Raw genomic sequence first — 25397 nt, forward strand, 5'->3', positions numbered from 1 at the left:
CCGACGTGTCTACTTTCCGGGGGTCAGGCCCAAGCTATGGTTGCAAAGATGGGGTGCTGTACGGTTCTTGTGGGTGAAATGTTCGAATTCTTGGATGGGTGAGTCTTGGCCTTGCTGCAAATGGGCGCCGTCCGTCGGAAGCTCGGCAACGACACCGGTAAGCATCTGTTTCTGCGCTTAGCTCTGAGCTTGCAGTGATCATGCCGGCGGATTGGGTTTCTCATGTTTCCCACAGGCGCGATGCTCTAAGGGGCGTGCAACAAAGGGGCAAGATTCTTGCTCAATCGACGAAAAACGACACCCCGAAAATTGACAGTGTTGTAATTCGGGTACCCCCAATTGGTTATAATCGGTAGCCAAGACACATGTAGTTCACGGTGCGTACTCAAGCTCTATACAGGCTGCGACCAGCTGTTATTGACGGATGATTCTATTAGAATGGTCGAATAGTTACAATAAATTTGTATATAGAAAATGACTAATTTGGCACTGGCGCGACTTCTTGTTCCTTCTCGTGCATTCTGGTCGCAGAAGTCGCTCGGAGCTTAAAGCTCAAGGGAGGGGCTTCTAACGGTCAGGAAAGTTAGTTGAAGGGACACCATGAAGCGAATCGGGGGCCTTGTGATGATGGCGGTTTGTATCGGGGTGCTGTCAAACTGCGCGTCACCGCTCGGCCTCAGTGTTCGTGGCGATGGTAGTAACGCGGGGGACTTTCGCAATTCTCCTGACATGAAAGCCGGCGGTGGCTCAGTGGACTCGGGGGTCGCTGATGCCACCGCCACGACGGCGCGAGAGTCTTTAGCTCCAAGTGAGCAGTCTCGTGCAGGCGGTGGGTTACTTCCGCCGCTCGGTGAATTTGACCGGACAGTGCCTGGATTCCAGGTGTTTGATCCTTGTTCAGAAATACCCAATGAAAAATTCTCGGAGTTGAGCTTAGAGATGACTTCGACTCCTGAAAGAGAGAGTGGGTACCGAACTTGCTATTTCTCAAAAGATTTGGGTAATGGCAGAGAAGCTGCTGTAGCCCTTGGAGCACAGCATGAGAAAATGGATAGCATTCGTGAGCTTTATCCTCAGGCTTTTCCATTTATGGAAGAAGTGAACGAAGATATCTACACCGTAGAAGACACATTTGTGAGGGGCACGAGTTGCACGTCTTACGTTGAAACTATTCGTGGTGTCGTTTCAGTTGCATGGACGGAACTAGCTGCCGAGGTTTCAATGAAGGAAAAATGTGAACAATCAAGAAACTTACTTTTAGAACTTGTCTAAATAGAGGGGCTCGGGAAATGATCATTAACCAAAATGCGCTATCGCAAGAAGTATCGCGTGTATCTGAACTTGGGAAGAGACTTCAACATGCCTCGAGTGGCGCGCACAGTCCACTCGATGGTGGATTCTCCACCATCACCGGCCTAAGTGAGGTCGGCACAATCCACCAGCGTGTGCTGGCAACGGATCCGGGGTCGGCGCGAAATTCTTTAGAGGGGTTTAGGGGACAGGTTTCTTGGCTCGGGGAGACACTCAAAACTGAGCTAGCAAGCTTCGAATCGCAGGATGAGCTTACGAGTCGGGGGTTGGATGTCGCTGACGCTGGTGGGGGAGGCGGGGCGGTATCGATGCCGATCGTGTCGCAACCAGACCCGGGATACAGCCCGTTTGGGTTTACCATCCCGATCGTGGACACCGGTGCTTCCATCATGGGCTTAGCATCGAATCTGTTTAGCACGCGCTTCTGGGATGTGTCGGAAGCGAATGCGCGGTGGGGCGCTTTGAGTGGGGAAGTCGCAGAAATCGTTGCGGGTCTTGAAAACTCGGCCGCGTCTTTGGAAGCCGAGAACGACAGTGAAGCCACCACACGCGCAGCGCAGAAGATTCGTGAAGTTGCGCAGGCGGGTACACACTTCATTGCCAATGCGAGCGTCATGCAACAGAAGCTGTTCGGCTTCCAAGCGCAGCTGATGAATGTTCAGCCGGAAGCCATTGCCTTGGCCTTTGAGGTGGCGGCAATCCCAGAGCCTGCTACGCGTCAAGCCGCTGAACAAGCAGCCTTGGTCTATATGCAGGGCGTCCTTCAGCAGCAAGTGATTTCCGCTATGCCGTATCAGCATGCGCTTATGGACGCAGCGCCGCCCAGCGGCGGCGGAGACACCAGTACCCACTTTGGGGCAGTCATGGGCGACGGAAATCGCTACAACACCGATGGAGTCACATGGCCGAAGCCAATAGCCGAAGCGATAGAAAACGGCACCATGGGCCCAGGCTCCTTTGGCGTTGCGGATGGCCACATCCAAGGTCTGGAAAGCGTGGGGATGGGGGCTGACGATATCGCGCGCTTTCACAATGAGCTACACAATCGTGGGCGCAGCATCCTCAGCGAGCTTGGTTTCGGAGACGCATTAGCGCCGATCAATGCAGGCGAGGTGAATACCTCGGCTGCCAACGCAGGCTTGAGCGCCCTTGATCCCGTTCGGGGAGGAGCGCCAGGATCGTTGGCAGCTACCAGCGGAGCGGCAAACATGCCAGCTGGTGTAAACGGGCTCGGAGGTCTAGGCAGCGGCGCTGTAGGCCAGGGATTGGGAGCCATCGGTCTTGCTGATGGCCGTGGGAACAAGCTTCCCGGAGGCGTGGCAGGCCACAGCGGTCGCTTGCCGGAAATGTCGGCGAATCCAACGACAAACGCAGCGGGGTTCGGAGGCGCGGGCGCTTCATTCGGTGGGCCGCAGACCGGAACGCATCCGGTATTAGGAGGCCTTCCTGGGGCCGTAACGGGAACTGGACAACAGAGGGAAGGGCGGACGTCGCTAAGCGGAGGCGGCCTCGTCGGAGGTGGTGCCATCAGTACGGGAGGTTCCGGGGGCGTCGGCAACGCTGGTGGCGCTGGTGGTGTCCTGGGAGCCCCGGGCGGAGCGGGTAGTGCGAGGCAGGGCGTCGGCAGTGCCCGCGGTGCGGGGATGCGCATGATGCCCATGATGGGTGGCATGGCACGCGGCGGCGAAGGCGAAAGGCGGGTCAAGTCCGTCACGACTCAAGTAGAACGCGACCCCAACCGCCGTGATCTACTCGGCGAAGCACCCGCAGTACTGCCAGGGGTTATCGGGGATTGGGTCCGGGAGGCAAAGTAGAAAAAGACGACGGACCCCAGAAAGCTAAAAGCGGCGCCCCAACTATCGGGACGCCGCTTCTTTGCCAGTTGCCGTTGAACCTACTGCTGAACCGGAGCAGTGGTGTATTCAGCCGGAGCAACCTCGGTTGCAGCAACGGCTTCGGACTCAGTGGCTGCTTCGGACTCAGCCGCAGCCTCGGAGGGGGCGGCTGCACCTGCGCCGGGAGCCTCACCGGCAAAGGAAGCGCCGGTGTCAACCTTCTCAGAGGAATCCTGTTGGTTCGGAGGGTGGCAGGCAGCGAGGGTGAGGCCAGCGGAGAAAACCAAACCAGCGGCAGCGAAACGAGTGAACTTCTTCATGGGTTAAAACTCTTTCTCGGAAAAACGATGACCTAAGAGCAGTATAAATTAGGACTTGCGCGGAGTGGCAGCCTTTGCGGAATCATAAGGTGCCGCAGAGACCACGGTGACCGACAAGGTCTTGCCATTCGGCGCCGTGTACTCGCGGGTCTCGCCCTCAGCAGCACCCAGGAGTGCAGCGCCCAGCGGGGACTGCTCGGAGTAGGTCTCCAAGTCCTTGTTATCGGAAGCAGCGGCGCGGGTACCGATGAGGAAGGTCTCGCGGTCCTCCTCGTCGCCGTTGTAGTACACGTGCACAACGGAACCGATGTGGGCAACACCCTCCTGGACGGCGGTGCGCTCGGTGGTGGAGTTCGCCAGAACCTCGGAGATCTGCTTGATGCGGGCCTCTTCCTGGTCCTGCATCTCACGGGCTGCGTCGTAACCCGCGTTCTCCTTGAGGTCACCTTCCTCGCGGCGCTCATTAATCTCCGCGGCGACGACCGGGCGGTGGTCGATGAGGGCCTGCAGCTCGGCCTCGAGCTTGGCCTTGGTTTCCGGGGTAATGTACTGCTTCTGCTGCTCAGCCATAGTGCAACCTTCCGTTTACGGTTCCTAATGAACGGGTCTACTTCTCATTGGATGGGCCAGAAAGCGCAGGTGGCGCGGCCCATTCAGAACGCTCAACATACTAGCACAGCTGGGCTTTTACTCGCCGGTAGCCTCACCCGCTGTATCCATCGTGCTGGTGTCCAAATAGGACGGGATGCTTCCGGAGCAACCGTAGGCGCCACCGGCGACGGCTCTGTGGTTGGTGGGGATATCCACCGCGATGCGTTGAGCGGACTCACCGCCAGCAGGCACGGCGACCTCGCGGCGCCCCACCTCAGCCTTGGAGTAGTCGAAGGCCTGGACAATGCAGTATGCAGGTTCTTCCACGCGGTTGCGGGTGATGTCTACCCACACGCGCGCTGTGTCATCAGACAGAATCTCGTGGGTGACGTAGGAGATATCTGCGTTGACCTTTTGCTGGCTGCGGAAATACTGAACGCCGTAGACAATGGCCGCAATCAACATAGCCAGGAATACCAGCACCAGTGCCCGGTTGGTCCATGAACCTTTTGTGCGAGTGGACTGAGAGGAAGAACCGTAGCGGGACTGCGAGCGTGCGGGTTGAGAAGCAGGTTGGGCGTCAGACATGAGTCTGATTCTATCCAACAGTCGCCGCGAAGAAACTATCCACTAGACTAGGCCTCTGTTTAATGCCTCTGTATTAATGAGGCGAAGTAGGGACGATGTAGGGAGATGTATCACCCAGTGAGCACGAAGCGCCTTTTGGCTATCCACGCGCACCCTGACGATGAGTCCTCGAAGGGTGCTGCGACGACAGCAAAATATGCCGCGGAGGGGGCGGAAGTCCTCGTCGTGACCTGCACCGGTGGCGAGAGGGGAGATATTATCAACCCGGCCATGGATCGCCCCGGTGTCCTTGAGAATATGGGCAGCATTCGCCGTGAGGAAATGGCGAAAGCAGCCGCCGCCTTGGGCGTGCAACATCGCTGGCTTGGGCACATTGATTCGGGCCTTCCTGGTAACCCGCTCGCGCCCAATATCAAGGACTTACTACCTGAGGGCTGCTTTGCGCTTAAGGAAGATGATGACGTAGCCCAAGAGCTGGTTGAAATCATCCGTGAGTTCCGGCCCCACGTCATTATTACCTACGACGAGAACGGCGGCTATCCGCACCCGGATCACCTCATGGTGTACCGCGCGTCCATGCTGGCGTGGGAAAACGCGGGTGACGCGGCATACCACCCAGAATTGGGTGAGCCGTGGGAGCCGCAGAAGCTGTACTACACGCATGGCTTCGTATACCAAAGGATGAAGATCTTCCATGATCTTCTTCTGGAGGAAGGCAAGATCAGTCCATATGAGCCGATGCTGGCGCGCTGGGATACGACGTTCGGAGACATCATGGCGCGGGTAACCACACAGGTCGAATGCGCGGATTACTTCCAGAATCGTGAGGATGCGCTCCGTGCGCACGCAACCCAAATTGATCCAGCCGGTGCCTTCCTAGCCACGCCCGTGTCCGTACAGCAGGAGCACTGGCCCACGGAGGAATTCGAGTTGGCCAAAACTCGCGTTTCTACTGCACTGCCGGAAGATGATTTATTTGCGGGAATTCCAGAAGTAGGGGAGTCTTAAAGCATGAACGCTTTCTACCTCGCAGCGCACGACGTCGCCCTGCTCGCCCAAGGAAGCCAAAGCGGGCCGGTTGGACCGGAGTTTGGTAAGGCTTCGCCTATTGGTCTGCTCATCCTCGCACTGATGGGTGTTGCTGTCCTTTTTGCAGGCTGGAATTTTCACCGCCGCTATTCGCGCTTCCGTCGTCGAACCATGTTTGCGCAGGATCACGGCATCGATCCGTTCAATGATGAGGCGATCGATTCAGCAATGAAGGAAGCCGGCATCCTCGATAACAGCAAGAAGTCCATCTTTTAAGGTAGAGGACGATTCCCACCGTGAAGTTCCTAAGCCAGCTCCTGTACCCCCTGTACGAAGCGCGTCTGACACGTGAAATCAAGAACAAGCCGCAACCACGCCACGTGGCAATCATGGCTGATGGCAACCGCCGCTGGGCGCGCGAGGCTGGATTTACGGATATCAGCCACGGCCACCGGCAGGGCGCGCGGAAGATCAGCGAGATGATCTCCTGGTGCCAGGGCACCGACATCGAGGTTGTCACTATCTACCTGCTCTCGACGGAGAACCTGAAGCGCAGCGAGCAGGAGGTGCAGCTGCTCTTCGACATCATCTCGGATGTCGTCACGCACCTCTCCCAAGGGGACTTGGATTGCCAGATCCGGCTCGTTGGGCACCTAGATCTGCTCCCTGAACAGGTCACGGCCAAGATGCAAAGCGCGGCTGAGGCTACGGAGGATCACCAGGGCGTCATCGTCAACATTGCGGTCGGTTATGGTGGGCGCCAGGAGATTGTGGACGCCGTGCAGAGTTTCATTCGTGGCGAAGCCCGCAAGGGGTTGAGCGCTGAGGAAATTGCGGACAACGTGACGGCGGAGGCCATTACGGGCAACCTCTATACCAAGGGTTTGCCTGACCCCGATCTCGTCATTCGTACCTCCGGCGAGCAGAGGCTGTCCGGCTTTCTGCTGTGGCAGGCCGCTTACTCGGAGATCTGGTTCACGGATACCTATTGGCCCGCATTCCGCCGGGTGGATTTCCTGCGCGCCTTGCGTGACTATTCACAGCGCTCGCGCCGCTTCGGCCGCTAGCTCTGGCGATCGGGCTAGAGCTTACGCATCCTCACCCGGTCAACCAGGTGGTGCGAGCCCTTGCACAGAACCAGGGAGGCGCGTACCCGGGTGGGCAAAATGTTCTCGATGAGGTTGGGCAGGTTGATGGACTGCCAGATTTCACGGGCCTGCACGTAGGCCTCCTCGTCCGTCATGTCCGCGAAGGACGCGAAGTGCGCCCCTGGTTCGCGGAAGGCAGTGTGGCGGAGCTTGAGGAAGCGATCAATGTACCACTTTTCGATGTCGTCGACTCGGGCGTCCACGTAAACAGAGAAGTCGAACAGGTCCGAAACCATGAGGGTCGGCCCGGTTTGTAAGACGTTGAGGCCTTCCAAAATGAGGATGTCCGGCTGGCGAACCTCCTGAAACTCACCAGGAACAATGTCATAAGACACATGCGAGTACAACGGTGCGGTTACCAGCGGCTTGCCGGACTTAACGTCGGTAACAAAACGCATGAGCGCGCGACGGTCATAAGACTCCGGGTAGCCCTTGCGCTGCATAAGCCCGTGCTCTTTAAGATACGCGGTGGGGTAGAGGAACCCGTCGGTGGTGACCAGATCAACCTTCGGGTGGGAATCCCAGCGCTGTAGAAGAACTTGGAGCAAGCGCGCGGTCGTTGACTTGCCCACCGCGACGGAGCCGGCAACGCCGATGACGAAAGGAACGTGCGTGGGTGGGTTTCCTAAGAATGCCTCGGTAGCGGTGGTGAGTTTTTGGCGGGCCTCAACCTGCATGTGAATAAGACGGGATAACGGCAGATAGACCTCAGCCACCTCAGTGAGGTCGATGCGGTCACCGATGCCACGAAGTTTTTCCACCTCGGTCGCCGTTAGCACCTGTGGCATGGATTTACGCAGGGCACGCCACGTATCGCGGTCAAAATCGAGGTACGGGCTCGCATCGGTCATTCGCGCCATGCCGACTATTGTTCCACTCAACAGAGCGCCTGTGGCAATCGCCCCGAATGAAAAGATTCGAGGAGGCCCCCACGCGGGGGATGCGGGCGTTAGGATGTAGAACTAGCTTCCGCGATTGCAGAGCCGGTGGTGTCGTGCCGCGGGCGGGCGCCGCGGGCTTCATTGACCACCTCTACGAAGGGACATCACGCTTTCATGACCACTACGAACAATTCAGACGTGCGCTACCAGGAGATGCGCGATCTCGACCCCGAGGTCTTTGCTGCTATTAACGGTGAGATTGCTCGTCAGCGCGATACCCTCGAGATGATCGCGTCGGAAAACTTCGTCCCCCGCGCGGTTCTGCAGGCGCAGGGCTCTGTTCTGACCAACAAGTATGCCGAGGGCTACCCGGGGCGCCGCTATTACGGCGGCTGCGAGCACGTTGACATCGTAGAAGATCTGGCTCGTGATCGTGCCAAGGCGCTTTTCGGCGCTGATTTTGCCAACGTCCAGCCCCACTCCGGCGCCCAGGCCAATGCTGCTGTGCTGGCGTCGCTGATCCAGCCGGGTGACAAGATCATGGGCCTGTCCTTGGCTCATGGTGGGCACCTGACCCACGGCATGAAGCTGAACTTCTCCGGCAAGCTTTACGACGTTGCCGCGTACGAGGTTGACCCGGAGACCATGCGCCTTGACATGGATAAGGTGCGCGAGCAGGCGCTGGCAGAAAAGCCCCAGGTGATCATCGCTGGTTGGTCCGCTTACCCGCGCACCATTGATTTCGAGGCTTTCCGTTCCATCGCGGATGAGGTCGGCGCGTACCTGTGGACGGATATGGCGCACTTCGCGGGCCTCGTGGCAGCTGGGCTGCACCCCTCCCCGGTGCCGCACTCCGATGTCGTGTCTTCCACCGTGCACAAGACGCTGGGCGGCCCTCGTTCCGGTCTCATCCTGGCCAAGCAGGATTTTGCCAAGAAGATCAACTCCAACGTCTTCCCGGGGCAGCAGGGCGGACCGCTCATGCACGTCATCGCGGCGAAGGCTATCGCGCTGAAGATCGCGGCCACCGAGGAGTTCAAGGAGCGCCAGGAGCGCACCCTGGAAGGTGCTCGCATTCTGGCTGAGCGCCTGACCGCCGAGGATTGCACCAAGGCGGGCGTCGACGTCCTCACTGGCGGCACCGACGTGCATCTTGTCCTAGCAGACCTGCGCAACTCCGAGCTCGATGGCCAGCAGGCGGAGGACCTCCTCCACGAGGTCGGCATCACCGTGAACCGCAATGCGGTGCCGAACGATCCGCGCCCGCCGATGGTCACCTCCGGCCTGCGCATTGGTACCCCGGCCCTGGCTACCCGCGGCCTCGACACGGCGGCCTTCACCGAGGTTGCCGACGTTATCGGTACTGCACTGGCAAACGGTAAGAACGCGGACGTCGCCAAGCTGCGCGCCCGCGTTGAGAAGGTCGCCGCGGACTTCCCGCTCTACGACGGCCTTGAGGACTGGAAGCTGGTCTAAGCTTCCTTGCGCTCCTCAGCGTGGGCTTTCCGGGCGGCTTCGAGCCATTCGGGCATTGCGCTGAGGAGCTCTTTAATTTCCGCGGTGGTGAGAGGGCGGTCCATCTCGTTCTTCTTCAGCGCGGTCACGGAGATTCCCAGTTTTTGTGCCACGACCGGGCGCGGGTGCGGACCCTCGCGGCGTAGGGTAGCGAGCCACTCCGGTGGGTTCTCCTGTAAGTCGCGCAGCTGCGCATGGGTTACCGCGTTGGCTTGAAACTCCTCCGGGGCGGCCGGCAGGTAGATGCCCAACTTCTTCGCTGCGGTTTGCGCACGCATGGCGGTGCCGGAAGGCTGCTGGGTTTCGTTGGCTGGGGTTTCACTATTCGGGGTATCAGTCACGCTCACAACGCTAGCAGCACCGTAGTATGAGGTGCATGCTCCGCCTCGTCTTTTCCACTGGCACAGAACCCGGCAAATGGTTTCGTCGCTACCGTGATTATCACTCTCCAGAGTCCCTGGTAACCGTCGACGCCGATGACGCGATGGACGTTCTTCTTACTCATGAGGCAGATCTAGCGCTGACCCGCTTGCCGGATTCGCGGGTTGATGACAGCTTCCACGTCGTCCAGCTCTACGAGGAAGCACCCGGCATCGCCGTTCCGAAAGATTCTGTCTACGCGGAGGTTGGGGAGGACGTCACGCAGGAGGATGTTGCCGAAGAAATAGTGAATTACCGGATTGCGCAGGACGGCAGCGTCGATGTTCCGGCGCTGCGCACCGCTTTGCAGGTCGTGGCAGCCAACGTGGGCGTAGCCATCGCGCCGCGGCCTTTGTTGAAGGTGCTGAGCAAGAAGCAGGTCGTGGCACTGGGCTTGGAGGACCCCACTGTGGCTCGCACAGTGATTGCACTGGTGTGGCGCCGGGCTGATGACGGCGATGAGATCCAAGACTTCGTCGGGGTCGCAAAGGGAAGGACGCGGAATTCATCCCGCAATGCCGCTCCGAAACGCAGCGCACGCGACAAAGCAAAAGCTAAGCAAGCGCGCAGAAGGTCCCAAGAAAAGCCTCAAAGAGGCTCGGCTTCCAAACCGTTATCAAAAAGATATAGGGGTTCTCAACAGCGGAAACGGAGATAAAGCAACGTCTTTGTTGTCAAATCATAGGTTCTGTGGTGGCAGGAAGTGCTGGCCATGCCTACGGTGGGCATCGTTCTCAACAAAAGTACTTAGAACAGTGCTCAACTAGACAGAAAGGCTTAAGAATATGAAGAAGATGACTCGTCGTTTCGCCGCAGGTATCGCCGCCGCCACCCTGTCCCTGGGTGTCGTTGCTTGTTCCGATGCTGAGGATGCCGCTAAGGATGCTGGCGACGCTGCTCAGTCCGCTGCGTCCGACGCTACCGATGCTGCCGGTTCTGCCGCTAAGGACGCAAAGGATTCCATGAAGGACTCCGAGTCCGCCGATTCTTCCGAGGCCGAGGGCTCTGAGGGAGCCGAAGGCAGCGAAGGTGCCGATTCTTCTGAGTCGGACTCCGCCGAGTCGAAGGATGGTTCCGGCGCTGAGGGCGACAAGGAGAGCGTGTCCACCGCCAATGGTGACGTAGAGGTTCCTTCTGATTTCGCTCAGGCCATCAAGGAGAAGGCTGCTGAGTGGGGCGATCCGGAATCCATTGAAAACACCGACAAGGGAAGCGTTGCTACCTTTGCCAAGGACAAGCTGCTGGCATTCGGTGAGGGTGACGGCACCCAGCCGATCATCGGCAAGATCGCAGAGACCTGGACCGAGGAAGGCGGCCTAGAGAGCAAGGTTGGCCTGCCGACTGGCCCGGAGCAGGCCGAGGGCAACGGCTGGGTACAGGAGTTCACCAATGGCACCATCTCCTGGATGCAGGGTGAGTCCGGTGAGTACGAGGCCACCATCAACTAAGCGCTCATAAAACGGCTCGCTGCCTTGTGAGCTAAAGCGACAAAGCTCCGCACTGATAACACGGTGCGGAGCTTCTTCGTTTTTCACGGTCAACGCGTGAAAGTGCAGGGCCGAAGAATGTAGCTGCAGTGTTGGGGGAGTGGGGGAGAGACGACAGGCTCGTAGAGCCTGATGGGAATGGTGTGACGCTGGTGATTGTCGTTTTAATACTGTTCATCTTGCACCCATGTAATTTCAACCTTTGCTCTCTAGCGTGGACGGTGTCCGGAAGCTAAGAACAGGCTCCGGACAGTTCGAAAACCACCAGCTTCACCATGCCGTCCCAGGTCGATGAGTTGGGGCGGGCATAACAAGGGAGAACCCTGCCGCTATGACCAATCCTTCCGTCCTCACCGAGCAGCCGCATGAGGCCTCTGTTTTGACCAAGACCTATGTCATCGATACGTCCGTCCTTCTCTCAGATCCCTGGGCGTTGCGTAAGTTCGCTGAACACGATGTGGTACTGCCCATCGTCGTTATTTCTGAGTTGGAAGGAAAACGTCATCACCCGGAGCTTGGCTGGTTCGCCCGCCAAGCTCTTCGCTTTTTGGAGGACCTTCGCGCTACCTATGAGGCGTTGGACCAGCCCCTGCCCGTAAATGCAGCGGGCGGGACTTTGCGCGTGGAACTCAACCACCAGGATCAATCCTTGTTGCCAGCGGCCTTTCGCGGGCCGGAGGGAGATCACCGGATTCTGGCCTGCGCGCTGAATCTCCAGCATGAGGGCAAGGACACCGTCCTGGTGACTAAGGACGTCCCATTGCGTGTCAAGGCTGGTGCTGTAGGCCTGCAGGCGGATGAATACCATGCGCAGGACGTCGTGCTCACCGGTTACACCGGCATGGCTACGGTGCCCACCAGCGCTGAGGTCATCGATGAGCTCTACGGGGAGGGCGAGGTGCTTATCGACGGATCCGTGACCACCGCCGGCACCCGCGTCGAGGACCTGCCGGTGCACTGTGGCATTACGCTGCAGGCGGGCGGGCAGTCCGCTCTGGGCCGGATGACGGCTGAGGGCACCGTTCGCTTGGTGCGCGGCGATGCGAATGTCTTTGGTCTGCAAGGCCGCTCTGCTGAGCAGCGCGTTGCCCTGGACCTTCTCTTGGATCCCTCCGTTGGAATCATGTCCATCGGAGGCAGGGCGGGCACTGGTAAGTCCGCGCTGGCGTTGTGTGCTGGCTTGGAGGCAGTGCTGGAGCGCGGCGAACACCGTCGTATCGTGGTGTTTCGCCCCATGTATGCGGTGGGCGGGCAGTCCCTGGGATATCTGCCGGGCTCTGAAAGCGAGAAGATGAATCCATGGGCGCAGGCCGTCTATGACACTCTGGAAGGTCTGGTATCCGAAAACGTCATGGACGAAGTCCAGGACCGCGGATTGCTGGAGGTTCTCCCGTTGACCCATATTCGCGGCCGCAGCCTGCATGATTCTTTCGTCATCGTTGATGAGGCCCAATCGCTTGAGCGCAATGTGCTGTTGACTGTTTTGTCGCGCTTGGGGCGTGGCTCCCGAGTTGTACTGACGCATGATGTTGCTCAGCGCGATAACCTGCGCGTTGGCCGCCACGACGGCGTGCAGGCAGTCATTGAAAAACTTAAAGGGCGTGAGCTCTTTGCACACGTCACGCTGCAACGCTCTGAGCGCTCTGCCATTGCAGAGCTGGTCACCGATCTGCTGGAAGGCGAAAGCTAACGCGTTCGCGCGCGGCGATCTCTCTGCCCTCAGCTTGGCATTGACGCCGTGTGCTCAGTAATAATTGTTCCATGAGCGACAACGCGAAAGACAAGAAGAAGGATTTCCGCATCCGTCCCTTCAATGCGGCGGACTATCCGCAGATGCGAGAAATCTATGAGCAGGGCCTCAACACTGGCCACGCTACCTACGAGACCCGCTCGTTGACCTTTGAAGAGTTCAAAAACGTCAAAATCATGGCGTCAGTTTTCGTCGCTGTTGAGGCGGAGGATGATTCAAAGGTTCTCGGCTGGGTGTGCGCCGCGCAGGCGTCTACCCGCACCGTGTTCCACGGCGTCGTCGAGGATTCCATCTACCTGAGCAAGGAAGCCCAGGGAAGGGGCATCGGTGGCGCCTTGCTGGATCAGCTCATCGAGGTCTGCCGCGACCTGCATAAGTGGGCTATCCACTCGTGGATCTTCCCGGAGAACGAAGGTTCCGCCGGCCTCCATAAGTCCCGTGGCTTCGTCAAGGTGGGCACGTACTCCCACATGGCAAAGATGACCTACGGTGAGCTCGCCGGCCAGTGGCGCGATACGGACGTGTATGAGCTTCTTCTGCCGAAGCCCGAGGAGAAGAAGGCAGCAGCCAACCAGAAGAGAAAGTAATTATCCTGCTTTTCTAATGGAAGGGCATGAGTGGGGATAGAATTAAAGCTGTTCTTATTCCCTCTCGCTTAGAAGGTGAAGCATGTCCTTGCGCACTTCTGTCCTTGCCCTTACTACAGCCGCAGCCGTGGCAACCGGTGCTTTCTCCGCACCTGTTGCCACGGCAGCAACCTATCCGTCGGCTGGTTCCGTTCCTGTGGCCGAGCTCGACGTTAATCAGCCTAACGGCGCTCTGGCCTATGTCTTTGCCGAGCCAGTGATGCAGTCCGACATCGACTTGGTTACCCGCCAAGTTCGCGAGTTGCGCGGCAAAGCCTGGGACACCAACCTGCCCTTCAACGGCGGAACCCTGCGACAGGCCGCTAGTGCCGCTGGCTACCGCACCCGCGAGGCATATGTGAATTCAATCTCCTGGGACCGCGGTCTCGAGCACGCGGTTTTGCAGCGTGCTGCTGAGGGAAACTTCTTGTTTGATCATCGCCGCGCAGTTGGCACACGTACTCCTGAAATCTTGGACAACTACAATACCTTGGACAACCTGACCACGACGGACATGGAACATGCCGTTGAATCGTGGTCTACAAGCAGAAGCAGCGGTCCCAGCGAGTGGGACTACCTTGTCCGAGAGAACGGCCAATGGTCAACAAATAATGGCCACCTGTACACGATTCTTAATCCTGAATACGTGAAGTTTGCGCAGGCTCAAATCGGAGAAGTGACAGCTGGTCTCTATTCGGCCGATGATAAGCCATCCGAACCGGCGCGGTTGGCGGCCGGTCGCCATGCATTCCCCATCGCCGTGCCGGAAAGCGCTATAAACCGTGCTGAACTGATGACCACGGGAGGAACCTCGGTCGGAAGCCAAGGAAGCCTGGGTTTGCGCATCGATGGATTCTGGGGAGCGAAGCTGGGGGTTCCGGTGGCGGCGCCCAGCAGTAGCGACCCAGAGGTCCTTGAAGTCAACGAGGACGGAACCTACACAGCAAAGTCTGAGGGCACCGCGACCGTCACCTTTAACACCTATGTTCTGCGCAATGGCCAGGCAAAGGTCTCGGATAACCAAATCACCAAGACCGTGAAGGTGACCAAGAAGTCCCTCGGCGGGGACTTGAGCTCCGGCGGCACGAATATTGGTGCCATCGTGGGCATCCTCGCCGGCGTGCTCGCGCTCATCGGCGTGGCTGCCCAGGTAGCACGCCAGTTGGGAATCTTGCGCTAAGCATCGTGACAATAAGAAATCCTCGCTACGTGAATGCTCGTAGCGAGGATTTGTGCTTACTTCACCCGGTTTCTACGCCGAGGGGATATCTCAGCTCCCAGACCACCGTTGCACGTCGTCAAGCGCCAGCTTGTCTCGAAGCAGTGGCTTCTAATCAATCGTCTCCTTGAGGTGCTCCTCGCGGACGGGGAGGATGAGGAGGAGCGCGATGATGGCCATAGGAACCATCAGCAAGATGACGGGGGTTAGGCCGTCGTTGTAAGCGTTGAGGATAACGTCCTTGATGGGGTCCGGCAGCTGAGCAACCAGTGCCGGGGTAAGGCTGGAGGAACCACCATTGGCGCTGGCAAACTTCTCCGCGAAGGGCTTGCCTGCCTCACCCATGGACTTGATGGCAGCGGGCATGTTGGCGGCCATTTCATCCTTCATGTTGTGGATGAAGAGGGAGCCGACGAGGGACGCGCCGATGGCGGAACCGATCTGGCGGAAGAAGTTATTTGCGGCAGTCGCGGTTCCGACGAGGGCGATGGGGAAGGAGTTCTGGACAATGAGGACCAGAACCTGCATGACGAAGCCAAGGCCGATGCCGAAGACGAGGAATTCTGCACCGAGCTGGGTCAGAGAGGTGTCTGCAGTCAGCTTGGACATCCAGAACAGCGCGCCAGCAGTGATTGCTAGGCCGATGATGGGGTAGCGCTTGTAGTGACCGGTGCGGGCGATGATGAAACCGACGGCTGTGGAGGTTCCGATCATGCCGACCATCATCGGGATCATCATGAGACCCGCCTTGGTCGGGGTCAGAGTGTGAACCATCTGCAGGTAGGTTGGCATGTAGCCCAGCACGCCGAACATCGCCAGGCCCAGCACCATGCCGGCTGCGGTGGTGAGAACCATGTTGCGGTTCTTGAACAGCTGCACCGGGATGAGCGGCTCCTTGGCCTTGGATTCGACGAAGACGGTGATGATGGCGCCGATGATGACGGTGATGCCCAGGCCGATGATGATCGGGTCGGACCACTCGTATTGGGTTCCGCCCCAGGTCGTCATAAGGATCAGGGAGGCGGTGGTGATGGAGATGAAGATGGCGCCGAGGAGGTCAAACTTGCGCAGGTCGGTATCGCCGACGCGTAGGTGGAGGACCAGGGTGCATACGATGATAGCGAGCAGACCCAGCGGGATGTTCATCCACATGCCCCAGCGCCAGCCCGGGCCGTCAGTGAACCAGCCACCGAGGACTGGGCCGAGGACGGAGGAGAGTCCAAAGACGCCGCCCATGATGCCCATGAACTTGCCGCGCTCACGGGAGGTGGTGACCTCCGCGATGATGGATTGGGAGGAAATCATCATGAAACCAGCGCCGAAACCCTGCACGGCGCGGCCAATGATGAGCAGGTTCATCGAGTCGGCGAAGCCGCCGAGCGTGGAACCGATGACGAAGACGCCGATGCCGCCAATGTAGAGCCACTTGCGGCCCATCATGTCACCGAGCTTGCCGGAGATAGGCATGGCGATTGTCATCATGACCAAGAAGGCGGAGATGACCCAGCTCATGTGGTCCACGCCGCCGAGCTCGCCGACGATGGTGGGTAGAGCGGTGGCAAAAATCATCTGGCCCAAAGAGCTCATCAGCATGGTGAGCACGAGGGCGGAGAATACGAGGGCAAGGTTGTTATCCGGCTTGCCGCTGCCGGCCTGAGAGGCCGGCTTAGCCGCGGTATCTACCATGTCAGTCCTTTCGAAAATTTGTTAATGAGTGTGAGCGCAGATTCGAAGCGTTCCTCAAAGGGGATGTCGCAGCTGAAATCTGGCGACGCAGTGGCTATCCAGAATGCTTCCCTGATAGCAAAGGCAATGAGTATCGCCTCAGTCTCAGCCGTGACCTCGGGCATCTGCCGCAAGGAGGGATCCTGGTCAAGGCGCTCGGTGATGAGCCCCAGGATCTCGTTCGACTTGGCCCGCTTACGGCTGAGTGCCGCCGCCGCGGCATCGCTGTCCCCAGAGATCCGACGGCGACGTTCAGCGATGACCTCGTTGACATGCTGGCCAACGAGGTGTCCTTTAACTAGGTCGACCGCCAGCCTGAAAACGCTATCCGTAGGGGCGCTAAGGAAAGCCTTCTTCTGTTCCTCTGTGAAGTCGTGACTCGGCGCACCGAGCACAGCAGTGTCTTTGGAATCAAAATAATTAAAAAAGGTGCGCCGAGAAATCCCCGCTGCGTCGCAGATTTCCTCGACGGTAACGTCGGCGAATCCACGCTCATCCACGAGACGGGTGGCGGCGTCTTCGATTCGCAGGCGCGTCTTGAGGCGCTTCTGCTCGCGTAATGACATTTCTTCTTGCACAGAGTGCAACAGTACACTCAGTGCAAATTTGCACCAAGTGCAATTCGAGTGATTTTTGAAAGGGAGATCTAAAAATATGACGGTGGTTACTATGACGCTGAGCGTGGGCGTTGAAAACGACGAAGGCCGCCCTCCCGAAGGAGAGCGGCGGCGTTCGCGAAAGCGAGCTTAGAAGTTGTCGCGGTCGCGGTTGGTCATGGTGAGAACGTTGAGGCGCTCATCGAGCTCCTCCTCAGTGAGGTTCTCTCCGTCGACGAAGCCCAAGTCGATGACTGCCTCGCGGACAGTGATCTTCTCGTGCAGTGCGTGCTTAGCTGCCTTGGCTGCGTTCTCGTAGCCAATCTTGGAGTTCAGCGGGGTCACGATGGAGGTGGAGGACTCCGCAAACTTCTTCATGCGCTCCTCGTTGGCCTCGATGCCGTCAACGCACTTCTCAGCGAAAACGCGGGAGACGTTGGCCAGCAGGCGGGCCGACTCGAGAACGTTGCGAGCCATCATCGGGATGTAGACATTGAGCTCGAAGTGGCCGTTGGAGCCGCCGAAGGCAACGGCTGCGTCGTTACCGATAACCTGGCCAGCGACCATGGTGGCGGCCTCACACAGAACCGGGTTGACCTTGCCCGGCATGATGGAGGAGCCCGGTTGCAGGTCCTTCAAGTGGATCTCGGACAAACCGGTCAACGGGCCGGAGCCCATGAGACGGATGTCGTTGGCAATCTTGTTGAGGGAGACAGCCACGGTGCGCATAGCGCCGGAGAACTCCACCAAGGCGTCGCGAGCGGCCTGGGCCTCAAAGTGGTTCTTAGCCTCAGACAGCTCCTTGACGCCGGTGAGCTTCTTGAGCTCCTCGGTAACCTTGCCGCCGAAGTCAGCGGAAGTGTTCAGGCCGGTACCGGTTGCGGTGCCGCCGATGGCCAGCTCACCCAAGCGCGGCAGGGTTGCCTCAATGCGCTCAATGCCGAGCTCGATCTGGCGAGCGTAGCCGCCAAACTCCTGGCCCAAGGTGATCGGGGTGGCGTCCATCAGGTGGGTGCGTCCGGACTTGACCATGTCGGCGAATTCCTTGGCCTTAGCCACGAGGGATTCGTGGAGGACCTTGAGGCCCGGGATGAGGTCGTTGACGGCAGCCTCGGTCGCCGCAACATGGGTTGCGGTGGGGAAGGTGTCGTTGGAGGACTGGCCCATGTTCACGTGGTCATTCGGGTGAATCTCCACGCCATTGTTGTGGGCGATGGAAGCGATGACCTCGTTCGTGTTCATGTTGGAAGAGGTACCGGAGCCGGTCTGGAAGACATCGATCGGGAAGGCATCGTTGTGCTTGCCTTCTGCAATCTCGGTGGCTGCCGCAATGATAGCGTCGGCCTTCTCCGCATCCAGCTTGCCGGAACCCTTATTCACCTGAGCGCAGGCGGCCTTGAGAAGACCGAGTGCGCGGATCTGGGCAGCTTCAAGGCCACGGCCAGAAATGGGGAAGTTTTCCACAGCGCGCTGGGTTTGGGCACGCCACAGGGCGTCGACCGGAACCTTGACTTCGCCCATAGTGTCGTGTTCGATGCGGTATTCAGTCATGAAGTCACCTTTTCTGTGAGATGAGAATTGTAGAGTTCTTTATGTGTGCCGTGGCACGGCATTGATGGCCACCGTAGCACTCTTCGCAGGAAAGTGGATTAGCTTTCCTTATCGTGGGGGTTGGTGTAGTCCACCACGGAGTATTCTTGCAGCTTAGCCAGCTTATGGATGGAATCGACGTAGCGGATCGTGCCGGACTTGGAGCGCATGACCAGAGAACGGGTCGTGGCGCCGTTGGGGCGGTAGGACACGCCGCGGAGCATGTCGCCATTGGTAACGCCGGTTGCGGCGAAGTAGCAGTTTTCAGAAGAGACCAGATCGTTGGTGGTGAGGACGCGATCAAGGTCGTGTCCGGCCTTGCGTGCCTTCTCTGCCTCTGCTTCATCTTTAGGCCACAGCTTGCCTTGGATTTCACCACCCATACACTTCATGGCACATGCGGTGATGATGCCCTCTGGGGTGCCACCGATACCCATCATCATATCGATGGAGTTGGTGTCCTGGCAGGTGGCGATGGCGCCGGCGACGTCACCATCCATGATGAGGCGAACCTTGGCGCCTGCCTCACGGATCTGGCGGATAAGGTCATCGTGGCGCGGGCGGTCGAGTACGACGACGGTCAGGTCAGCTGGCTTGATGCCCTTGGCCTTGGCCACGGATTTGATGTTCCACTCCACGGACTCATTGAGATCGATTGAGCCAACAGCCTCTGGGCCGACAGCAATCTTCTTCATATAGAACACTGCGGATGGGTCATACATGGTGCCGCGCTCAGCAGCAGCGATGACGGAAATAGCGTTCGGGCGGCCTTCTGCCATAAGACGGGTGCCGTCAACCGGGTCGACGGCGATGTCCATCTCTGCACCCTGGCCGGTGCCGACTTTTTCTCCGTTGAACAGCATGGGGGCTTCATCCTTTTCGCCCTCACCGATGACGACGATGCCGTTCATCTCTACGGAGTTGATGAGCTTGCGCATAGCATCCACCGCGGCGCCGTCACCTTCATTCTTCTGTCCACGGCCAACCCAGCGACCCGAGGCGAGTGCTGCTGCCTCAGTGACACGCACCAGCTCCATGGCTAGGTTGCGATCGGGGATATAAGACGTGTTATCAGACATGTGTGATTAGTCCCTTTCTTTTCAGGTGGCTCGGCCCGGGGTGGGGGACAACCCGGAATACATATTCCATTCTTCCACTTTTCCCTCGTATCCAAGCCCGAATGCCTCCCCCAGAAGAGGGTCTCAGTCAAGTTGGCCACCAAAAGGGCAGGTGGGAGGTCGCTGTCGCGAGCGCGGGAGGCGGCGTGACATACTGGGCGGGTGGCATCTGAAGATAAACCTAAGATTTTTGAGGACGCGCGTGATATCACCCTGACGGTGGGCGTCATCCTCATCATGATGTTCCTGGTGGTTGGAGCAACGGGACTGTGCTCGATCAACCCGGAAAAGCCGGGGCCCGTGCAGAACGTGGATGCCGCTACGTTTCTGGAAATGGAGGCGCGCGGCACCGGGGCCGTCATCAGGGAGCCCGTCATGCCGGAGGGCTGGCAGCCTACGGCCGCACGGCGTAAGGAGATGGGCGGCGAATCCGGTGCCGTGGTGAGCTGGCTTACCGCCGAGGAAGGCTACGTGGAATCGGCGCAGACGCAGTTGGCGCTTGGCGATGTCCCCTCGGCCTACGACTCCAACTATCGTGGCAACTCTGAGCGGCGTGAGGTGGCGGGCCACGACGTGGAAATCCTGAGCAGTGACGACAAAGATGTGCGTCCACTGTGGATTACTGACTTGGGCGATGCCCGCCTCGTTCTTACGGGCTCTGCCTCCGACGCTGATTATGAGACGGCCCTCACCGCCTTCGCGGAAGCTGAGCCGCTCCAAATTGCTGAGGATGGCAGCGTCGTCAGCGAGTAAATAGTTAGCGGAACGTCACGCTCTGCAGCGTTTCATCCCACTCCACCTCGACGGCATCGCCGGCGGCACTGGTGAGAGACTCCGGGTCGAGCCCACTCAGGCGCGTCTTGCCCAGGTAGACATCGACCTTTTCGTGTTGGGACTTGCCGGGGAAGAGTGCAATTTCGACGAGTTTATCAGCGCTAAAACGCAGGACGATGGAGCCGGAGAAATAGCTGATTTCCTCTCCGCTCACGGTGTGCGGCGGGCCGAAAAACTCCTCGACGAGCTGGCGTGAATCCCCAAAGACCATGGATCCCGCTCCGCCCGACTTGGAGACGAAATCGACGCGATCTCCCGGGTAGCCGTAAATTTTCATTTAATCCTCTCCTGCTTCTGCATTGGTGGCTGCGCTATCGGTGCCCTCAGTATTCTTGCGGAGGGCTTCCTCTACGCGCTTCGATGCGCCGTCGAGGTGCGCCTCGCAAGCTTTTGCTAGGGCCTCGCCACGCTCCCAGTATTTAAGAGACTCGTCCAAGCCCATCTGGCCCAGCTCGAGGATCTTTACGGTCTCAATGAGTTCATCGCGGGCTTGTTCATAGCTCAGTTCTTCTACCGGTGGGAACGCGTCCTGGCCGGGTTGGCCGGCACCAATTGTGTCAGTCATGGGGTCAATTCCTTTTCTCTTGTGCTCTAATAAATCGTTTTAATCTGCGGCCTGGGAGGCCATTGCGGCGGCGGTAATCGAACCATCGCCAACGCGGATGCGCAGCTGCGATCCCGGGGGAGACTGCGCATAGCTGGTGACAACCTCTGGTCCGCTACCGTCGCGAGGCAGCACCTGAACGATGGCGTAGCCCCGTTCAAGTGTGGCCGAGGGGCCCAAGGCTGAGACGCGAGCACGCAACGAGGCTACCTGGTTACTTTCGCGATCCAACCGGTGCGTAACTACCCGGCGAATCAGCGCGAGGTTGCGCTCAAGTTCCTCGCGGCGCGCGTTGATCGGCACCATGGGATCGGCGAGGACCGGGCGGGAGCGGATGCTCTCGAGGCCGCGGCGTTCCCTGTCCACCCAGCCGCGCAGCGCTGCCGCCATGCGCGAGCGGGCTTCAGAGATCAGCGCATACTCTTCGGCGGCGGAAGGAACGACGCGCTTGGCCGCATCGGTGGGCGTGGCGGCGCGCAGATCGGCGACATCATCGAGCACCGGGTGGTCCGGTTCGTGTCCGATGGCGGAGACAACCGGAGTGCGGGCGTCTGCCACAGCGCGCTGGAGCGCCTCCTCGGAGAAGGGAAGCAGATCTTCCACTGAACCACCGCCGCGGGCGATGATGATGACATCGACTTCCGGGTTCGCGTCGAGAGTCCGGAGCGCGTCAATCACCTGGGTAACGGCAGTGGCTCCCTGGACAGCAGTGTTAATGACTTCGAACTGAACCGCTGGCCAACGATCCTGCGCTACGGAGAGCACATCGCGCTCGGCATGGGACCCGCGGCCGGTGATGAGGCCAATCTTCTTCGGTAGATAGGGAAGCGGCAGCTTACGGGAAGCGTCGCACAGGCCCTCCTGACGCAGCCGCTGGCGCAGCATCTCTACCCGAGCAAGAAGGTCACCAATACCGACGTGGCGGATCTCCGTGACCCACAGGGAAAAACTTCCGCGTCCGGCGTAGAAGGCGGGCTTGCCGTAGACCACGACGCGGTCGCCATCCTTGAGCGGTGAGGGGGCATTGCGGATGAGCGAGGTGTTACATGTCAACTGAACAGATTTTTCCTGTTCGACATCACGCAACGTGATGTAGGAGAGCTTCCATGTTGGCTTCATGTTCAGCTGGGTGATCTGCCCCTCCACCCAGAGGAAACCGAGGCGCTCGATCCAGCCTTTGACTTGGTCATTGACCTTGCCGACGGGCCACGGCGTTTCCGCAGAATTGGCCGGTTGGTTCACGCGCAGTCCTTTCTCTTGAGTGGTCTAGTCTCTCGGGTATGTTCCGTCCAGTGTAAGAGGCGTGCCGGACATCTGGTGCTACCGGCCAAGCCTGGCAAGCTGTAACTACAGTATGCGCGCGACTTTCGATACTCTGGGAGCCATGACTGAAACTGCAAAGAAGGTGCTCCTGGCGGCTCCCCGCGGCTATTGCGCCGGTGTGGACCGTGCTGTTGAGACAGTGGAAAAGGCGTTGGAGAAATACGGCGCCCCTATCTACGTGCGCAAGCAAATCGTGCACAACCGCTTCGTTGTTGAATCCCTGGCTAAGCGTGGTGTCATCTTTGTGGAGGAGGCTTCCGAAGCCCCTGAAGGCGCTCACCTTGTATTTTCTGCACACGGCATTGCGCCGACGGTGCGCAAGGAAGCGGAGGAACGCAAGCAGCTAACGCTGGACGCAACGTGCCCGCTGGTGACCAAGGTGCACAAGGAAGCACAGCGCTTTGAGCGCGATGGCTATCACATCTTGCTCGTCGGCCACGAGGGCCACGAAGAGGTCGAAGGCACCGCCGGTGAGGCCCCAGAGGTTACCCACTTGGTAGATGGCTTGGACGGCGTCGACAAGCTGCCGGATTTCCTCCACGATGAGAAACTCATCTGGTTGTCGCAAACCACGTTGTCGGTTGATGAAACCATTCAGATCGTCAATAAGTTGCGTGAGCGCTTTCCACACCTGGAGAATCCGCCATCAGATGATATCTGCTACGCCACTCAGAACCGTCAGGAATCGGTGAAGGCCATTGCCCCGAAGTGTGATCTCATGATCGTCGTCGGGTCCCAGAATTCCTCCAACTCCAAGCGTCTCGTCGAGGTCGCCCTAGAAGCAGGCTCTAAGGCCTCGCACCTCGTAGACTTCGCTTCGGAGATCGAAGAAGCTTGGCTGGAGGGCGTGAACACCGTCGGTGTGACGTGTGGCGCATCCGTGCCTGAACTGCTGGTCCGTGAGGTACTGGAATTCCTGGACGAGCGTGGCTACCACGACGTTGAGCAGGTGACGACCTCCACGGAGACCATCACATTCTCCTTGCCGCGCGATCTGCGTCCGGCACGCACCGCGCGTTAATCCTCGTCGTAGAGATTCTCTTCCAGCGGCTGGGAGGACCGCTGGGAGCGCTCCCGTGCGCGCCGCGCATTCTCTGCCGATTCAGCGGCGGCACGGCGGAATTCCTCCCGCTCATCTGCGTCGGGGGAGGCTTGTTTGCGCTGTTCGCGCTCCTCGGCCTGAATACGGCGGCGTTCTTCGTGGTCGCGCTCCCGGACTCGGCCGGAGCCTGTGGCTTCACGAGCAAGGAGCTCGGCTACGGAAAGACGCTCGGAGCGGTTTCGAAGGTCGGAAGCTGCGTCGGTGCGGCGCTTTTCCTGGGCTTTGGCCTCACGGCTCTTCGCGCGATTGTCGCTGCGCCACAGTCGCAGGACTGCGAGTAGCGCGCAGGCAATTACTGTGACAATAAGTACGGGGAAGTGCTGCAGCAGCGGGAAGGCCGTGGTGAGAAGCGCGGTCTTAGAAAACGGCGACGCGCCTTCTGGCAAGGCTGACGTGGAACTGATGAAGCCACCGCCCACGGTTCCCAGCGCGTAGAGCAGGGGCAATGAAATTACCAGCATGTAGAGCCCGCGGGTTTCCACCAGCCAGGTGACGGCGAGCGATCCCAGTCCAAAAATCAGGGCGAACGGCAGCCCCACGCTGCCAAGCACTCCTGAGACCGTCAAAGCCACGAGCGTTACGACGAGCGCGAGGAGAAGCGCTCGGGTAAGCGGCATCCCGCGGCGGGGAGGGCGGCGACGATTTTTGGCAACTGACACGCCCAGAGAGCTTACCGGGAATGTTGGCCAAACCGTTATTCATTCTGGGCGCGCCGCGGCCAAGAACCGACACGGCGCGGCTCCACGGGCAGGCGGTCGACGCGGGCGGGGACGTCCAATTCTTTGAGCCGCCGTGCAGTGACCGAAACGCGCGAATCCAAACTAGCCAGGCTTGCGTTATAAGCCTCCACCGCGCGCTCCAGCCCGCGGCCCACCTTGTCGTAGTGCTCATTAAGGGTGTTGAGCCGGGTGTAAAGCTCGCGGCCCAGGCGCTGGACCTCGCGGGCTTTATCCGAGATCTCTTCGTGCTGCCAGCTCACCGCAACGGTACGTAAGAGCGCGAAAAGGGTGCTCGGGGTAGCGATGACGATGTTGCGCTCGAAGGCGAACTCGAGCAATTCAGCGTCGATAGACAAGGCCGCGTCCACGAAGGTGTCAGCGGGGACAAAGAGGATCACAAATTGTGGTGTGGGGGAGAAGGCCTCGATATAGTCCTTCGACGCCAGTGCCTGCACGTGGGAACGCATGAGGTGCGCATGGCGGCGTAGGTATCCAGCCCGCTCCTCCGGGTCTTCAGTCTCCATCGCATCGAGGTAGGCGCTGAGCGGTACCTTGGCGTCCACGATAATGCTGCGCCCGCCGGCCAAGTGAACGACAAGATCGGGGCGGACGAGCGAGCCATTGATGCGGGCGTTCACCTGTGAATCAAAATCCACGTGTTTGCGCATACCGCCGAGCTCGACGACGCGCTCGAGCTGCACTTCGCCCCAGCGTCCCCGAACATTCGGGGAACGCAGTGCGCCGACCAGCTTGTCCGTGCGGTCAGACAGGCGTGTCGACGTGCGGGTCACCGCTTGTACTTGGCTGCTGAGTGCTGCGAGCGATGTCGCCCGATCCTCCTCGATTTCTTGGAGCTGGAGGCCCAAACGGTCCATGGCCTTCTCTAGAGGGGCGAGTTCTGCTTGGCGGCGTTGAGACTCTTGAAGTGCACGGTGTTCCTCTGATGGCTGGGCGGACTGTGCGGAATAGGCGCGGGCCAGCCAGCCCAGAGCGGCCCCGATGATGAGGCCGAGGAACAAGAGCACTACGGGAAGGGAAGACGTCATGCCTGTCATCATGGCACGCT

The 25397-nt window shown here is 59.3% G+C and carries 27 protein-coding genes; 13 read left to right on the forward strand and 14 right to left on the reverse strand.

Annotated elements, in window-relative coordinates:
• Positions 1-600 precede the first annotated feature (600 nt).
• Together HMPREF2822_RS13355 and HMPREF2822_RS09060 are read left to right on the forward strand one after the other, a co-directional pair.
• Complete coding sequence (locus HMPREF2822_RS13355; protein ID WP_141746443.1) at positions 601-1272, forward strand: hypothetical protein; 672 nt, start codon at positions 601-603, stop codon at positions 1270-1272.
• A gap of 347 nt (positions 1273-1619) precedes the next feature.
• Positions 1620-3125, forward strand: a complete 1506-nt coding sequence (locus HMPREF2822_RS09060) for a hypothetical protein (RefSeq protein WP_070524015.1) — start codon at positions 1620-1622, stop codon at positions 3123-3125.
• An 80-nt stretch (positions 3126-3205) separates the two neighbouring features.
• On the opposite strand, the gene HMPREF2822_RS09065 is transcribed toward HMPREF2822_RS09060, so the two are convergent.
• From HMPREF2822_RS09065 to HMPREF2822_RS09075, 3 genes are all read right to left on the reverse strand, one after another.
• Positions 3206-3466: a hypothetical protein gene (locus HMPREF2822_RS09065; protein WP_070523942.1), complete on the reverse strand. Its 261-nt coding sequence runs from the start codon at positions 3464-3466 to the stop codon at positions 3206-3208.
• Between the two features lie 48 nt (positions 3467-3514).
• On the reverse strand, positions 3515-4036 hold the full coding sequence (greA, locus tag HMPREF2822_RS09070; RefSeq protein ID WP_010187368.1) for a transcription elongation factor GreA: 522 nt from the start codon (positions 4034-4036) through the stop codon (positions 3515-3517).
• A 117-nt stretch (positions 4037-4153) separates the two neighbouring features.
• Entirely contained in the window at positions 4154-4645 is a 492-nt protein-coding gene (locus HMPREF2822_RS09075; RefSeq protein ID WP_070523944.1) for a DUF4307 domain-containing protein, read from the reverse strand.
• A gap of 117 nt (positions 4646-4762) precedes the next feature.
• Here HMPREF2822_RS09075 and mca point away from each other — a divergent pair, with 117 nt between their 5' ends.
• From mca to HMPREF2822_RS09090, 3 genes are read left to right on the forward strand one after another with little or no spacing between them, the layout of a single operon-like run.
• Positions 4763-5653 (forward strand): mycothiol conjugate amidase Mca, encoded by an 891-nt coding sequence (gene mca / locus HMPREF2822_RS09080; RefSeq protein WP_070524017.1) that lies wholly within the window; start codon positions 4763-4765, stop codon positions 5651-5653.
• A gap of 3 nt (positions 5654-5656) precedes the next feature.
• Positions 5657-5950, forward strand: a complete 294-nt coding sequence (locus tag HMPREF2822_RS09085; protein WP_070523946.1) for a hypothetical protein — start codon at positions 5657-5659, stop codon at positions 5948-5950.
• 20 nt (positions 5951-5970) lie between these two features.
• Complete coding sequence (locus HMPREF2822_RS09090) at positions 5971-6741, forward strand: isoprenyl transferase (protein ID WP_070523948.1); 771 nt, start codon at positions 5971-5973, stop codon at positions 6739-6741.
• Between the two features lie 14 nt (positions 6742-6755).
• Here the strand turns inward: HMPREF2822_RS09090 and coaA are convergent, their stop codons facing one another.
• Complete coding sequence (coaA, locus tag HMPREF2822_RS09095; protein WP_070523949.1) at positions 6756-7682, reverse strand: type I pantothenate kinase; 927 nt, start codon at positions 7680-7682, stop codon at positions 6756-6758.
• A gap of 195 nt (positions 7683-7877) precedes the next feature.
• Between coaA and glyA the strand changes: the two genes are divergently transcribed.
• Complete coding sequence (glyA, locus tag HMPREF2822_RS09100) at positions 7878-9179, forward strand: serine hydroxymethyltransferase (protein ID WP_070523952.1); 1302 nt, start codon at positions 7878-7880, stop codon at positions 9177-9179.
• On the opposite strand, the gene HMPREF2822_RS09105 is transcribed toward glyA, so the two are convergent.
• Positions 9176-9496, reverse strand: a complete 321-nt coding sequence (locus HMPREF2822_RS09105) for a DUF5997 family protein (protein ID WP_083299207.1) — start codon at positions 9494-9496, stop codon at positions 9176-9178. The two genes, glyA and HMPREF2822_RS09105, sit on opposite strands and share 4 nt — an antisense overlap.
• Positions 9497-9594: 98 nt before the next feature.
• Between HMPREF2822_RS09105 and HMPREF2822_RS09110 the strand changes: the two genes are divergently transcribed.
• The 5 genes from HMPREF2822_RS09110 to HMPREF2822_RS09130 all read left to right on the forward strand — a co-directional run bounded on the left by HMPREF2822_RS09110 (position 9595) and on the right by HMPREF2822_RS09130 (position 14681).
• The gene (locus HMPREF2822_RS09110) at positions 9595-10296 is read left to right on the forward strand and encodes a LysR family transcriptional regulator substrate-binding protein (RefSeq protein ID WP_070523957.1); all 702 of its coding nucleotides are present in this window, start codon (positions 9595-9597) and stop codon (positions 10294-10296) included.
• Positions 10297-10423: 127 nt separating this feature from the next.
• On the forward strand, positions 10424-11086 hold the full coding sequence (locus HMPREF2822_RS09115; protein ID WP_070523959.1) for an LGFP repeat-containing protein: 663 nt from the start codon (positions 10424-10426) through the stop codon (positions 11084-11086).
• Positions 11087-11456: 370 nt separating this feature from the next.
• A complete protein-coding gene (locus HMPREF2822_RS09120) occupies positions 11457-12815 on the forward strand; it encodes a PhoH family protein (RefSeq protein ID WP_070523961.1) in 1359 nt (452 codons plus the stop codon).
• A gap of 71 nt (positions 12816-12886) precedes the next feature.
• Positions 12887-13462, forward strand: coding sequence for a GNAT family N-acetyltransferase (locus HMPREF2822_RS09125; RefSeq protein WP_070523963.1), 576 nt, complete (start codon positions 12887-12889; stop codon positions 13460-13462).
• An 82-nt stretch (positions 13463-13544) separates the two neighbouring features.
• Positions 13545-14681, forward strand: a complete 1137-nt coding sequence (locus tag HMPREF2822_RS09130; protein WP_070523965.1) for a hypothetical protein — start codon at positions 13545-13547, stop codon at positions 14679-14681.
• 150 nt (positions 14682-14831) lie between these two features.
• Here the strand turns inward: HMPREF2822_RS09130 and HMPREF2822_RS09135 are convergent, their stop codons facing one another.
• The 4 genes from HMPREF2822_RS09135 to glpX form a co-directional block, all read right to left on the reverse strand.
• On the reverse strand, positions 14832-16406 hold the full coding sequence (locus HMPREF2822_RS09135) for an MDR family MFS transporter (protein ID WP_070523967.1): 1575 nt from the start codon (positions 16404-16406) through the stop codon (positions 14832-14834).
• Positions 16400-17011 (reverse strand): TetR/AcrR family transcriptional regulator, encoded by a 612-nt coding sequence (locus tag HMPREF2822_RS09140; protein WP_154762179.1) that lies wholly within the window; start codon positions 17009-17011, stop codon positions 16400-16402. The genes HMPREF2822_RS09135 and HMPREF2822_RS09140 overlap by 7 nt, the downstream gene beginning before the upstream one ends.
• Before the next feature lie 180 nt (positions 17012-17191).
• The gene (locus tag HMPREF2822_RS09145) at positions 17192-18592 is read right to left on the reverse strand and encodes a class II fumarate hydratase (protein ID WP_070523971.1); all 1401 of its coding nucleotides are present in this window, start codon (positions 18590-18592) and stop codon (positions 17192-17194) included.
• 98 nt (positions 18593-18690) lie between these two features.
• Positions 18691-19710 carry a class II fructose-bisphosphatase gene (gene glpX, locus HMPREF2822_RS09150; RefSeq protein ID WP_070523973.1) on the reverse strand — a complete coding sequence of 340 codons (1020 nt, stop codon included), beginning with the start codon at positions 19708-19710 and terminating at the stop codon, positions 18691-18693.
• Positions 19711-19911: 201 nt separating this feature from the next.
• Here glpX and HMPREF2822_RS09155 point away from each other — a divergent pair, with 201 nt between their 5' ends.
• A complete protein-coding gene (locus tag HMPREF2822_RS09155) occupies positions 19912-20502 on the forward strand; it encodes a DUF4245 domain-containing protein (RefSeq protein WP_070523975.1) in 591 nt (196 codons plus the stop codon).
• Between the two features lie 4 nt (positions 20503-20506).
• On the opposite strand, the gene HMPREF2822_RS09160 is transcribed toward HMPREF2822_RS09155, so the two are convergent.
• The 3 genes from HMPREF2822_RS09160 to xseA are packed head-to-tail and all read right to left on the reverse strand — an operon-like array spanning position 20507 to position 22429.
• Positions 20507-20860, reverse strand: coding sequence for a hypothetical protein (locus HMPREF2822_RS09160; RefSeq protein WP_070523977.1), 354 nt, complete (start codon positions 20858-20860; stop codon positions 20507-20509).
• Positions 20861-21148 (reverse strand): exodeoxyribonuclease VII small subunit, encoded by a 288-nt coding sequence (locus HMPREF2822_RS09165; protein WP_070523979.1) that lies wholly within the window; start codon positions 21146-21148, stop codon positions 20861-20863.
• 39 nt (positions 21149-21187) lie between these two features.
• A complete protein-coding gene (xseA, locus tag HMPREF2822_RS09170) occupies positions 21188-22429 on the reverse strand; it encodes an exodeoxyribonuclease VII large subunit (protein ID WP_070523981.1) in 1242 nt (413 codons plus the stop codon).
• Positions 22430-22571: 142 nt separating this feature from the next.
• Between xseA and HMPREF2822_RS09175 the strand changes: the two genes are divergently transcribed.
• Positions 22572-23531, forward strand: a complete 960-nt coding sequence (locus HMPREF2822_RS09175) for a 4-hydroxy-3-methylbut-2-enyl diphosphate reductase (protein WP_180952102.1) — start codon at positions 22572-22574, stop codon at positions 23529-23531.
• Here the strand turns inward: HMPREF2822_RS09175 and HMPREF2822_RS09180 are convergent.
• Positions 23528-24271 (reverse strand): DUF6542 domain-containing protein, encoded by a 744-nt coding sequence (locus HMPREF2822_RS09180; protein ID WP_232755659.1) that lies wholly within the window; start codon positions 24269-24271, stop codon positions 23528-23530. The genes HMPREF2822_RS09175 and HMPREF2822_RS09180 overlap by 4 nt on opposite strands.
• 35 nt (positions 24272-24306) lie before the next feature.
• Complete coding sequence (locus tag HMPREF2822_RS09185) at positions 24307-25377, reverse strand: DNA recombination protein RmuC (RefSeq protein ID WP_070524019.1); 1071 nt, start codon at positions 25375-25377, stop codon at positions 24307-24309.
• Positions 25378-25397: the final 20 nt, after the last annotated feature.

This window comes from Corynebacterium sp. HMSC062E11 (assembly GCF_001811845.1).
In the GTDB taxonomy this organism is placed as follows: domain Bacteria; phylum Actinomycetota; class Actinomycetes; order Mycobacteriales; family Mycobacteriaceae; genus Corynebacterium; species Corynebacterium hesseae.